The 12,556-nt window shown below is 66.8% G+C and carries 10 protein-coding genes; 4 read left to right on the top strand and 6 right to left on the bottom strand.

The features are described from left to right. Positions 1-80 precede the first annotated feature (80 nt). A complete protein-coding gene (locus tag FHT09_RS04535) occupies positions 81-1,586 on the top strand; it encodes a sensor domain-containing diguanylate cyclase (RefSeq protein WP_181141303.1) in 1,506 nt (501 codons plus the stop codon). Positions 1,587-1,886: 300 nt separating this feature from the next. Here the strand turns inward: FHT09_RS04535 and FHT09_RS04530 are convergent, their stop codons facing one another. Beyond that, a complete protein-coding gene (locus FHT09_RS04530; protein ID WP_104594466.1) occupies positions 1,887-2,405 on the bottom strand; it encodes a single-stranded DNA-binding protein in 519 nt (172 codons plus the stop codon). A 273-nt stretch (positions 2,406-2,678) separates the two neighbouring features. On the opposite strand from FHT09_RS04530, the gene FHT09_RS04525 reads away from it, so the two are divergent. Next, positions 2,679-3,677, top strand: a complete 999-nt coding sequence (locus FHT09_RS04525) for a polyprenyl synthetase family protein (RefSeq protein ID WP_104606089.1) — start codon at positions 2,679-2,681, stop codon at positions 3,675-3,677. 76 nt (positions 3,678-3,753) lie between these two features. On the opposite strand, the gene FHT09_RS04520 is transcribed toward FHT09_RS04525, so the two are convergent. From FHT09_RS04520 to FHT09_RS04500, 5 genes are all read right to left on the bottom strand, one after another. Beyond that, on the bottom strand, positions 3,754-4,554 hold the full coding sequence (locus FHT09_RS04520) for a dienelactone hydrolase family protein (RefSeq protein WP_104606088.1): 801 nt from the start codon (positions 4,552-4,554) through the stop codon (positions 3,754-3,756). A 157-nt stretch (positions 4,555-4,711) separates the two neighbouring features. Continuing rightward, entirely contained in the window at positions 4,712-6,121 is a 1,410-nt protein-coding gene (gene murD / locus FHT09_RS04515; RefSeq protein WP_104606087.1) for a UDP-N-acetylmuramoyl-L-alanine--D-glutamate ligase, read from the bottom strand. Next, positions 6,102-7,457 carry a UDP-N-acetyl-alpha-D-muramoyl-L-alanyl-L-glutamate epimerase gene (murL, locus tag FHT09_RS04510; protein WP_104606086.1) on the bottom strand — a complete coding sequence of 452 codons (1,356 nt, stop codon included), beginning with the start codon at positions 7,455-7,457 and terminating at the stop codon, positions 6,102-6,104. The genes murD and murL overlap by 20 nt, the downstream gene beginning before the upstream one ends. After that, positions 7,454-7,912, bottom strand: a complete 459-nt coding sequence (locus FHT09_RS04505; protein ID WP_104535913.1) for a hypothetical protein — start codon at positions 7,910-7,912, stop codon at positions 7,454-7,456. Before FHT09_RS04505 ends, murL begins: the two co-directional genes overlap by 4 nt. Beyond that, positions 7,896-10,505, bottom strand: coding sequence for a bifunctional aspartate kinase/diaminopimelate decarboxylase (locus FHT09_RS04500; protein WP_104606085.1), 2,610 nt, complete (start codon positions 10,503-10,505; stop codon positions 7,896-7,898). Before FHT09_RS04500 ends, FHT09_RS04505 begins: the two co-directional genes overlap by 17 nt. Positions 10,506-10,689: 184 nt before the next feature. On the opposite strand from FHT09_RS04500, the gene FHT09_RS04495 reads away from it, so the two are divergent. Together FHT09_RS04495 and FHT09_RS04490 are read left to right on the top strand one after the other, a co-directional pair. Beyond that, on the top strand, positions 10,690-11,568 hold the full coding sequence (locus FHT09_RS04495) for a PhzF family phenazine biosynthesis protein (protein WP_104606084.1): 879 nt from the start codon (positions 10,690-10,692) through the stop codon (positions 11,566-11,568). Between the two features lie 31 nt (positions 11,569-11,599). Next, positions 11,600-12,481 (top strand): PhzF family phenazine biosynthesis protein, encoded by an 882-nt coding sequence (locus FHT09_RS04490; protein ID WP_104606083.1) that lies wholly within the window; start codon positions 11,600-11,602, stop codon positions 12,479-12,481. Positions 12,482-12,556: the final 75 nt, after the last annotated feature.

Genomic DNA, 12,556 nt, shown 5'->3' with positions numbered 1-12,556 from the left:
AGATCGGCATTGCGCCACGCGATGCAAGCGATTCCACGCGACGCCAACGGCTAAGCTGGCACGGCAGTTGCAATGTCCTGATGTCCAGACAGGTAACTCCCGTGACATCATCCACAAAGCGGCGACGGCAACGAGCACAACGCATCGCGCTGCACTTTGTGCTGAGCATTTCGTGCTTGCTGCTGCTGGGTTCGGAATACTGGTCCATCCACGAAGAGCGCGGAAGTGCGCTGCGCACCGCCGAAGCGCAATCGTTGAATCTTGCCAATTCGCTGGCGCAGCATGCCAGCGACACCATGACGATCGCCGATGCCGTGCTGTCCGGGTTGGTGTCGCGGGTGGAGCACGACCAAAGATCGGCCAGTGCGCGACTGGTCATGCATGATTTTCTCGTGCATGAAGCGCGTCGCTCGGACCGGCTGCATGGCATCTTCATCTATGCGCCCGACGGCAGCTGGGTGAGTTCGTCACTGGATAGCACGCCCAGAACGCACAACAACGCCGATCGCGCCTATTTCAAATATCACCGCAACCATCGCGACGCCTTGTCGCTGGTCGGACCGCCGGTACAGAGCCGATCCGATGGCAGTTGGGTGCTTACGTTGAGCCGGCGCCTGAATACCCCGAGCGGCGAGTTTGCAGGCGTTGTCTTGGTCACGCTGCAACTGAAGTATTTCCAGAATTACTACAGCACTTTCGAGGTCGGCCCGAACGGCACCATCGGCATGACCAATGACGATGGCATCGTGCTGGTGCGCCTGCCCGACAAACCGGGCGTGATCGGCACCTCGATCGCAGGCACTTCGATCTACGCCACCATGCGCGCCCGCAGGCACGGCACTGCCACCTATCGTTCGCCGATCGACGGCGTGGAGCGCATTTCCAGTTTCACGCCAGCGCGGGCGTATCCATTGACCGTGTTGACCGGTGTCTCGGTCGATGACGCATTGGCCAACTGGCGGCAATCGGCGCACCAGCGCATCGTGGTCGCCACCCTGGGGTGCGCGTTGCTGTTGGGCGTCGGCATCTGGCTGGATCTGCAACTGCGCCGCATGCATCGCAACGAGGACAAACTCAGCACCGAAGCCTGGATAGATGCACTCACCGGCATCGCCAACCGCCGTGCGTTCGACCACCGGCTCTCCCATGCCTTGCAGCAGGCTGTCCATCGACAAGCGCCACTCTCGGTGCTGATGATCGATGTCGATCATTTCAAGCTCTACAATGACACCTATGGCCACGTCAATGGCGACGCCTGCCTGCGTCTGATCGCGCGCGCGATTGCCGGCTGCTCGCGGCGCAGCGAAGACATTGCCGCGCGCTACGGCGGCGAAGAGTTCGGCATGATCCTGCCGCAGACTGATGCCGCCGGCGCACTGCGGCTGGCCGACGCGATCCGCAGCGCCGTCGCCGGGCTCGGCCTGATGCACCTGTCCAGCCCGACCAGCGCGCACGTCACCGTCAGCGTCGGCGCAGCGACGTTCGAACCGGGCCAAGCGCCACGCACCCCGGATGCCTTCGTGCACGACGCCGACTCGGCGTTGTACCGCGCCAAGCAGAACGGCCGCGACCGGACGTCGGCGTAGCGCAACTGGTAGTAAAAACTGCGCGCAACGCCAGGTGGGCGCGGCACATGTCCGGAATCGGCGTGTGTCAGGCTTACACACCATGGTTGCGCGGCGTTCTAAGCCACCTAACGATTGCACGCGAGGTGCTGTTAGCCACGTTTGGTCGAGATTGGTGAGCGGCGCCGTCGTACTGGGCAGGTCAACCTGCGCGTCCAGGGCGCTTCGGAACAACCCGGCCTACGTCGATGCAACAGCGGCCAGCAAGCAAAAGGCCCGCGCGATGCGGGCCTTTTGAATGACAAACAGGCTGGCTGCCGATCAGAACGGAATATCGTCGTCGGCAAAGTCGTCCATCGGCGGTGCCGACTGCTGCTGGGCCGGCTGCTGACGACGCGGGGCGTAATCCTGACCTCCGCCCTGACCGCCACCGCCCTGCTGCTGCCGCGGAGCCTGGCTGCGCTGCGGGCGATCGCCGCCCATGCCACCACCGCCGCCGCCTTCGCCACGGCCGCCGAGCATCTGCATCTCGTTGGCGACGATGTCGGTGCTGTACTTCTCCACGCCGTCCTGGCCGGTGTACTTGTCGTAACGCAGCTCGCCTTCGACGTACACCTGCGAGCCCTTGCGCAGGTACTCGCCGGCGATCTCGCCCAGCTTGCCGAAGAACACCACCCGATGCCACTCGGTGCGCTCCTGGTTGTTGCCATCGCGGTCCTTGCGCATGCTGGTGGTGGCCAGACTCACGCGCGTGATCGCCATGCCGGCCTGGGTGTACTTGGTGTCGGGATCGTTGCCGAGGTTGCCGACGAGGATGACTTTGTTGATGCCGCGGGCCATAGATGCTTCCGAGATGGTGCGCCGGCGCCAGTGGGCACGGCGGTGAATGTCTTGGTGCCAATGTTACCGCACCTGCCGGCCTCGGTACCGGCGGATCGCCGCTGAACCGGGCCGGGGAATGCCGCGCAGGCAGGTCGGAATCCGGGCGCTCGCGGACAGGCCCGACGCCCGCGCCGCAAGGGTTTGCAGCCACGCCGGAGGCCCTCGCACACGGCCAGCGGGACGGATCTGGCCCAGACATCTATAATCGGCGCACATCACGAACGCCTGCGCATGACCATCGCCGAAGACCTCTCCACCGTCCTGGGCCTGCCCCAGATCCAGTCCCTCGCCGCGCCCGACATGGCCGCGGTCGACGCGCTGATCCGCCGCCGTCTGGCCTCGGACGTCGTGCTGATCAACCAGATCGCCGATCACATCATCTCCGCCGGCGGCAAACGCCTGCGTCCGATGCTGGTGATGCTGGCCGGCCACGCCGCTGGCGGCTCCGGCCCGGAGCACCATCAACTGGCGGCGATCATCGAGTTCATCCACACCTCCACATTGCTGCACGACGACGTGGTGGACGAATCGGACCTGCGCCGCGGGCGCAGCACTGCCAATGCGCTGTGGGGCAACGCGCCCAGCGTGCTGGTCGGCGATTTCCTGTATTCGCGCAGCTTTCAGTTGATGGTGGAGCTGGATCGCATGGAAGTCATGCAGATCCTGGCCGACACCACCAACCGCATCGCCGAAGGCGAGGTGCTGCAGCTGCTGCACGTGCACAACCCCGACACCGACGAAGCCGCCTACCTGCGCGTGATCGAGCGCAAGACCGCGGTACTGTTCGCCGCCGGCACCCGCCTGGGCGCGCTGGCCTCGGGCGCGGATACGCAGGTGCAGCAGCGCCTGTACGACTACGGCATGCAGTTGGGCTTTGCCTTCCAGATTGCCGACGATGTGCTCGACTATGCCGCCGACGCCGCGGACCTGGGCAAGAACCTTGGGGACGACCTGGCCGAAGGCAAGGCGACCCTGCCGCTGATCCACGCCATGGCGCACTCGGATGCGAGGACCCGGGAGCGGCTACGCCAGATCGTCGAAGAGGGCGATGCGAGCGCAATGCCCGAGGTGCTGGCGGCGATTCACGCCACCGGCGGCCTGGATTACAGCCGCCAGCGTGCCGCCGAATACGCTGCCGCTGCGGAACAGGCGCTGGACGGTTTGCCGACCAGCCCTGCGGTTGCAGCGTTGCGTGGTCTGGCACGTTATGCGGTGGAACGCACGCATTGATCCGGGCGGCAGGTTTCGCCTGCCGCGCTCACTGAACGGGCTGTCAGGCGGCGGTGAGCCGCGTCCAGTCATCTCATCAATCGCCAAAGCGTTCGTCGAAGAAATCGCCGAGCATGCGGTAGGCACGTTTCGCCGCACGCGGGTTGTACAGGCAGCCTGGCGGGCTGTTGGCATCGGCTTCGGCAAAGCAATGCACCGCACCGCTGAAATTGACGAACTGCCAGTCCGCGCCCGCCGCATTCATCTCGGTTTCGAAGGCCGCGATGTCCGCCTTGCTCACGCTCTTGTCGTCGGCGCCATTGAGTACCAGCACCGGCGTCCTGGCCGAGCCGGCCGCCGCCGGGCTGGGTGTCGCGATGCCGCCGTGCAGGCTGACCACACCGGCCAGCTGCGCACCTGCGCGCACCAGCTCCAGCACCGTGGTGCCGCCGAAGCAGAACCCCACCGCACCGATGCGTGATGCATCCAGCGGTGCCTTGCCGGCCTGCGCCTTGAGCGCATCCACCGCTTTCAGCGCGCGGGCGCGCAGCGTCGGCGGGTCCTTCTTCAGGGCACCGGCAAACTGCCTGGCCTCGCTGTCGTTGGCCGGACGCTTGCCCTTGCCGTAGACGTCGGCAACCAGCACCACGTAGTCGTCGCCGGCCAGCTGCTTGGCCTTGGTGACCGCCGAATCGTTGACGCCGCGCCAGTTCGGCACCATCACCAGGCCTGGGCGCTTGGCGGCACCGGCATCGTCGTAGACCAGCACGCCGCTGAAGGTGTCCTTGCCGATCGTCCATTCCAGGGGTTTGGCCTGCATCGCTGCGGCCGCGGGCAACGCCAGCGACGCCAAGACACCGAACAACCCAACGCCACGCCATCTCCATTGCTTGTGCATGTGCCTGCTCCCGGGAAGGTCCGGCGAGTGTAGACGCTGCTGCCGTGCAGGCCGGGTCAGCGTGGACGCCGACGGACCGACCGCGGCAGCGTTCTGCCACGGCCGTCGAAAAAACCCAGGCAAATGCCGCCGTCGACTGGCGTACAGCAATGCAGCGCTACTGCACGCCCAAGCCGGGAATCGCGCTGATCGCCGCCGGATCGAACCCGGCCAGCTGGGCGAAATGGCGGCCGCGCGCGACATAGTCGCTATACGCGCCGAAGCTGGGCGCGCCCGGCGACAGCAGCACCACGCCGCCCTGCTCGCCCAGCGCCTCGCGCGCCAGCTGCATCGCGCGTTCCAGGTCGTTGGCGGCATGCAGACCGAAGCGACCGCGCTCGGCCAGCGGAGCCAGCAACGCGTGGATACGCGGCCCGTTCGCGCCCATGGTGACGATTTCCAGCGGCGCCTGCTGCGCCATCTGCGCGGCAAAATCCTGCCAGTCCAGCCCGCGATCGTGGCCACCGACCAGCAAGGCCACGCGGCGTTGCGCAAAGCAGGCCAGCGCCGCCAGTGAGGCGTGCGGGGTGGTGCTGATGGAGTCGTTGACGTAGCTGATGCCGTCCACGCTGCCGACCAGCTGCAGGCGGTTCGGCAACGGGCGGAAGCTCGCTGCGGCCGGCGCCAGCGCCGCAGCGTCCAGCCCCAGGGCTTCCAGCGCTGCCAGCACCGCGCACAGGTTGCGCCGATTGTGTTCGCCGGGCAGCGGCACGTTGGCGGTGTCGAACACCGGCTGCTCGCCGCGATACACCACATCGCCGCGCAGATGCCAGCCATCGGGATGGTTGAACCAGCGCACCTCGCTGTTCGGCAACTGCAACTGGGTCAGATGCGGATCGGCGGCATTGAGCAAGGCAATGCGCGGGCGGCCTTCGGTGACCAGCGCCAGCTTGTCGCGCACGTAGCGCGCCTGGTCGCCATGCCAGTCCAGATGCTCGGGAAACAGGTTCAGCACCAGCGCCAATTGCGGACGTGCGCCGCTGCGCCCCACTTCACCGGTCTGGTAGCTGGACAGCTCGATCGCCCAATAGCTCGGCGGCGGTTGCGGCGCCAGCACTTCCAGCAAGGGTTGGCCGATATTGCCGACCAGGGCGGTGCGATGGCCGGCCGCACGCAACAGATGCGCCAGCAGCGCGGTGGTGGTGCTTTTGCCCTTGGTGCCGGTAACGCAGATGGCGCCGGGCACAGAGCCGTCAGGCTGCGCCTGCTCGGCAAACCACAACGCGGTGCCGCCGATGAATTGCGTGCCGTGCTCGGTTGCAGCGGTGTGCGCCTCGGGACGATACGGGCTGATGCCGGGCGATTTCACCACCACTTCGAACCGGCCCAGCGCCTGCGCGCTGGCATCGGTTTCCACATGCAATGCAGCATCGGCCAGCGTCTCGAGCTCGCGTGCTTCCTCGGCGTTGCAGAACACCGTCAGCGATTGGGTAGGCAAGCGGGCACGCAACGCGCGATACGCCGCGCGCCCTTCGCGCCCCCAGCCCCATAACGCGACCGCCTTGCCCTCAAGCTGCGAAATTCGCACGCACGCGCTCCCACAGCGCCGACGGAATCCGGTGCTCGCCGTCGATGGCCAGCAACGGCTCCAGCTGCAACGCCTGCTGGTCCAGCTGCGGCTGGATCTCGCGGATGAAACGCAGCACCAGCGCGTCTTCCTTCCATTCGGCACGGCCGGCCAGCACCGCCATCGCCGCGCGCGATTCGCGGCCTTCGCCGACGCATTCGAACGGCTTGTGGTCCTGGAATTCCAGCAGCGCATCGTAGCCGCCGGCCTGGGTTGCATCATCGAGCAGATTGCGCCCGAAGATCTTGACCAGCCGCGTCTTGGGCATGAACGGCGCCAATGCCAGGAACACGAAATGGCACTTCGGGCACACGCCACACCAGCGATGCACCGGGCGCTCGCCCATGATGTGGAAGTTGCGGTTGCAGCTGGAAAAATGCGCGTCGTAGTGATCGGTCTTGGCGAACTGGCGCGCCACCGCCAGCTCCGACAATGGCCGCAGCAACGAGTAGTACCGCAGGTCGGCCGCCACATGCCGCTGCACGTAATCGCCGAACGCCTGCTCGAACGCCCAGCCCTTGGACCACTGGTGATTGACCTCGCCGGTGCCGGGAATCTGGCTGCCGTAACTGGCCGAACGCTCGTTGGAAAACACTACCTGGTCCACACCATTGAGCAAGGCGGACAACACCAGGATGGCCGAGTTCACCGCAGTGACCGGGATATGCCCGTTCCAGGCGCCCTGGCGATTGAGCTCGAACAATTCCGGCGCCAGCACGCGGCCGATATTGAGCACCGGCAAACCGGTGCGCTCGGCGCAGGCCCGGATCAGCTGCGAGCCGCCGATCCAGCTGACGGTCTGGTCGATGCCGGCATGCCGCAGCGCTTCGATACTGACCAGCGAATCCTTGCCGCCACCGATCGCAACCAAGGCGTGCTCGCGCAGGCCCAGCGCGGGAGCAGCACCAGCAGCCGGTGCAGCCACCGGGAAGTGGACCTTGCCGTGCAGGTTCAAGCCATTGCGATAGGCGAACTCGCCCAGGCCGTGCAGGTAGACGTTTTCCACCAGCGCAGCGGTATCGGCATCGATGCTGTAGCTGTCGATGGCGATGGTCGGCGGCACTGCGGCCTTGTAGTAACTCACGCCCGCGATGAGATGCAGCAACTGCAAGGCCTGTTGCACGGCAGCGGCCTGCGCGCCGTCCAGCGCGAACGGTGCGCCCGGCACCGCGACGGTCTCGACCAGCTCCGGCCCTTGATCGAAGGCATACACCAGCGTCGCCACGCCGGTGTGCGCGTCCAGTGCGCAACGCACGAAACGGAAGGTGGAGATCTGGTGTTTGTCGAAAGCGCTCATGGACTACCTGCAGGAACACGTACGCGACGCAGATAACGCCGGCACAGGACATATTCAATCATGGAAAACGGCACCGCAGCCCACAGCAGCGGCAGGCAACCGAACAGCACCGCCAGCAACAGCACATCCAGACGTGCAGCCGTGGTATCGCCGGACACCGCAAAGGCGACGGCGAGATACAGCGCCACCACCGGCACATAACTCAGCGCGCTCAACAGCACCGTGCGCACCGCCATCCCGCCACTGCGACGCGACGGACCCCGCGCATCGCGCCCACGTTGCCAACGCCCGGCCAACCATGCGCCGATACCGGCAGCGACCAGTGCGGGCAGCAGCCATTTGAAGGTGTCGCTCCACGGCATGCCCAGGCTCAGTTGCTGCAGCGCGGTGGCGAACACGATCGCAGCACCACCGGCCAGCATACTGAGTGCAATGAACTCAGCCTGCGGGCGCATCGATCACCTCTTCGCGCGGCAATTCGCGCTGGTTGTAAGTGCTGGCCATCGAGTAACCGTAGGCACCGGCATCGGCCAGCAGCATCACATCGCCCGGCGCGGTGGCGGCAGGCAGACGACGGCGCTTGCCGAACACGTCGGACGATTCGCAGATCGGCCCGACGATATCGAAGCTGCCATCGGCCGGCGCGCCGAGCTGGCTGAGATTTTCGATGTCGTGCCAGGCGTCGTACAACGCGGGCCGGATCAGCGTGTTCATGCCCGCATCCAGGCCTACGCGCTGCACGCCGTCCTTCTCGATCACCTGGGTCACCTGCGCCAGCAGCACGCCGGCTTCGGCCACCAGGTAACGGCCCGGCTCGATTGCCAGTCGATAGCCCGGATGCACCGCCTTGACCTCGGCCAGGCCCTTGGCCCACAGCTCCAGATCGAACGGCTCGTCCTCGGCACTGTAGGGAATCGGCAGGCCGCCACCGATATCGATGGTCTCCACCGTGCCGATGCGGCGCGCAAAGCCTGCCAGTTCGTCGTACATCATCCGCCAGTGTTCGCCGGTCTCCACGCCGCTGCCTAGATGCGCATGCACGCCGGTGATGGTGACCTCCAGCGTGCGCGCCACGTCCACGAACTCGTCCACGCGCGTGGACGACAAGCCGAACTTGGACGCCTTGCCGCCGGTGTTGACCTTCTCGTGATGCCCGTCGCCATGCCCCAGGTCGATGCGCAGCCATACGTTGCGGCCGCGGAACACCTCCGGCCAGCGCCGCAATGCTTCGACGTTGTCCACGGTGACGGTCACGCCCAGCGCGAAGCCGGCTTCGTATTCGGCCCTGGGCGCAAAACTCGGGGTGAACAGCACGCGCCGCGGCGACAGCTCGGGCAAGGTATCGAACACGCGGCGCAGCTCGCCGTGCGAGACGCATTCCAGGCCAAAACCGGCCTGTTCCAGCGCCATCAGGATCGCCGGATGCGCATTGGCCTTGATCGCGTAATAGCGCTGATCCACCGCCGCGATCTGCGCCAGCGCCTGCGCACGCGCACGCACCGTGGGCAGGTGATAGGCGTAACGCGGCGTACCGGCCTTGGACAGTGTCAGCAGATGGGTGCGCTCGGCGTGCCACCACGGCGTGGGCCGCGGGCGCACCGAGCCGATGATCTGCCGCCAGCGCGGCCCGAACACCTCGCCCTCGCTCACCGGCATCGCACCGCTGTCGATCAGTTCTGCATGCAGGATCGGCAGCAGGCCATCGGCATCGGCTTCGTCGATGACGAAGGTCAGATTCAGGTCGTTGGACGACTGCGAGATCATGTGCACGCGTTCCTGCCCGAACGTGGCCCACACGTCGGAGAGCTTGTGCAGCAGCGAGCGCATGCCGCGCCCCACCAGGGTGATCGCCGCACACGGCACGATGATCTTGACCTTGCAGATCTGCGACAGATCGGCCGACAACGCCGCCAGCACATCGGTGTTGACCAGGTTCTCGGACGGGTCCAGCGACACGGTGACATTGGTCTCAGCCGAACCGATCAGGTCCACCGACAGGCCATGCTTCTTGAACAGGGTAAACACATCGGCCAGGAAGCCCACCTGCTGCCACATGCCGATGCCTTCCATCGATACCAGCACGATGCCGTTGCGCCGGCTGATCGCCTTGACGCCCGGCACCGGCTCGGCATTGCCGTCGATGCTGGTGCCCGGCAGATCGGGGCGCTCGGTATCCAGGATCGCCATCGGCACGCCGGAATCGCGGCATGGCTTGATCGAGCGCGGATGCAGGACCTTGGCACCGGTGGTGGCGATTTCCTGCGCCTCGTAATAGTCCAGGCGGGTCAGCAGCCGTGCGTCCGGCACCTCCTTGGGATTGGCGCTGAACATGCCGGGCACATCGGTCCAGATTTCCACCCGGCTGGCGCCGAGCAGCGCACCGAAATACGCCGCCGAGGTATCCGAACCGCCACGCCCCAGGATCGCGGTGCCGCCATCGGCGTGCCGCGAAATGAAGCCCTGGGTGATCAACAGGCGCGTGGGCTGCGTATCGAAACGCGCGCGCCAGTCGGCATCGGACTGCCACTGGCAGGACACCGACAAGCGCTTGGACCACTCGCTCTGATTGGGCTGCGGCGGCAGCGCCGACAGCCACTGGCGCGCATCCAGCCAGCCCATGTCCAGGCCGCTGGCATGCAGATACGCCGCACCGATGGTGGAAGACAGCAATTCGCCCTGCCCCAGCACCTCGGCCTGCCAGTCCAGCGTGCGCGTCGCCGCGCGCGCGTCGCCGATCAATGCGTGCAGGGCGGCCAAGCGCTCGCCCAGCACCGCATCGGCATCCAGTTCCAGCTCGGCCAGGAACTGGCGATGACGCTGCTCCAGCGCCGCCACGCGCTGCGCGCTGTCGGCAGCGCCATCGGCGATCGCGGTGAGTTCGTTGGTCACGCCCGACAGCGCGGACACCACCACCAGCACGCGGCCGCCGGTCTCGTTGGCCCGTTTGCTCGCCAGTTTTCCAATCGTGTCCCAGCGATGACGACGCGACACCGAGGTGCCGCCGAACTTGAGGACGATCCAACGATCGGTAGAGTGGGGAGCTGACATGGAGATAGGCGTTTAGGATGAGGGGGAAGACGCCCGGTACGCCGGGCGGAACCTCCGATTCTACTGCCAATGTCGCCTGCATGACCCCGTGTGCGGTCGCAGCCTGCCGGCGGCCACTGCCATCACCGCAACGGTTTGCGCTGCAACCATCGACGCGCCTTCCATCGACCGAGATCCATGCCCCATGAGCAAGCACCGCTACCTGCAACTGGATGTGTTCGGCGGCCAGCATGGCCGCGGCAATCCGCTGGGCGTGGTCCTCAACGCGCAGACGTTGTCGTCGGAGCAGATGCAGCAGATTGCCGCCTGGCTGAACCTGTCGGAGACGATCTTTTTCCTGCCGGTCAGCGCACCCGATGCGGACTACCACATCCGTATCTTCACGCCACGCGCCGAGCTGCCGTTTGCAGGCCATCCCAGCGTCGGCGCTGCGTGGGCGGCGGCGACGCACGGTCTGGTTGCGTTCAAGCCGGACGGCCGGATGCGCCAGCAGTGCGCGGCGGGCGTATTGCCGGTGCAGGTGCTCGACCGACATGGCGCCTTGCTGGTGCGGCTGCGGGCACCGCGTGCGCGCGCGATCGAAACCGGTCAGACGCATGCTGCGGCGTTGCACGATGCCTGCGCTGGCCTGCGCCTGGCCGCACGCCCGGCCGCACTATGGAACAACGGCCCCGGTTGGTGGCTGCTGGAACTGGCCGACGCGCAGGCGGTACGCCAGGCGGCGCCCGATCTGGCTGCGATCAGCCGCCTGACCCAGGCCAGCGCGGCCACCGGCCTGGCCATCTACGCGCCGCAGGCCAGTAGCGACGCGGACCTGGTGGTGCGTGCCTTCTGCCCCGGCGACGGCATCCCGGAAGATCCGGTCACCGGCAGCGCCAACGCCTGCATTGCCGCGCGCCTGCACGGCGAAGGCCGCGTGCCGGGCGAGGCGTTGCGCTACGTCGCCAGCCAGGGCCGCGAGGTCGGCCGCGACGGCCGTGTGCACGTGGAGGTGGATCACGAAGGCGAAGTCTGGATCGGCGGAACGACCAGGCAAGTGATCGAAGGCCGTATCGATTGGTAAGCTGCCGCGCCCTGTTCGCGGAGCCGCCACCATGACCACCCGCCGTTTCCTGCAACTGGATGTGTTTTCCGCCCGCCCCGGCAGCGGCAACCCGCTGGCGGTGGTGCTCGATGCCGAAGGCCTGGACGATGCGGCGATGCAGGCCATCGCACGCTGGACCAAGCTGCCGGAAACCACCTTCGTGTTTGCGGCGCCGGATGCGCACAGCAGCTATCGGCTGCGGATGTTTTCGCCGCAAAAGGAAGTGCCGTTTGCCGGCCACCCCAGCGTCGGCACCGCCCACGCGGTTCTGGAAGCCGGCCTGGCCGCACCCGACGACGGCGTGCTGATCCAGGACGGTATCGCCGGCCAGCTGCCGCTGCGCGTGGAGCAGACCGCAGGTCACCGCAGCATCGCCATCCGCACCCCGCGCGCGCGCGTGGCCGAGCAGGTGGAGGCCGACGACCCGCGCCTGCGCGATGCGGTGCGCGGCTGGCCAAGGGGTAGCCTGCCGCCCGCCTTGATGGACGGCGGCCGCACCTGGTGGGTGGTGGAGCTGGCCAGCGAAGCGGCGCTGCGCGGCCTGCAGCCGGACTGGGACGCGATCGCCGCGCTGGCCGAATCCACCGGCAGCATGGGCGTGTTCGCCTATGCGCGCGCCGCAGCGCCCGGCGCCTACGATCTGGCGGTGCGCGCCTTCGTCGGCAATGGCCGGCGCTTCGAAGATGCCGCCTCCGGCGCGGCCAATGCGGTGCTCGCCGCCTGGCTGGACAGCCGCCAGGCATTGCCGGGCAAGGAACGTCGCTACGTGGTCAGCCAGGGCCGCGAGATCGGCTTTGACGCGTTGCTGGAATTGCGCATCGACGCCAATGGCGATGTGTGGTCTGGCGGCCAGGTGCAGACGGTGATCCGCGGCACGCTGGATTGGGCGTGATCTCGCCTGATCCGGCGGGCTGAAAAGCGCTTGCGTCGGGACAAAAAAACGCTGCGGTCACCCGCAGCGTTTTCG

The sequence above is a fragment of the Xanthomonas sp. CFBP 8152 genome, from assembly GCF_014199025.1.
Classification (GTDB): Bacteria; Pseudomonadota; Gammaproteobacteria; order Xanthomonadales; family Xanthomonadaceae; genus Xanthomonas; species Xanthomonas arboricola_B.
Note: the sequence above shows the minus strand (reverse complement) of the source record. Positions and strands in the feature narration are given on the sequence as shown.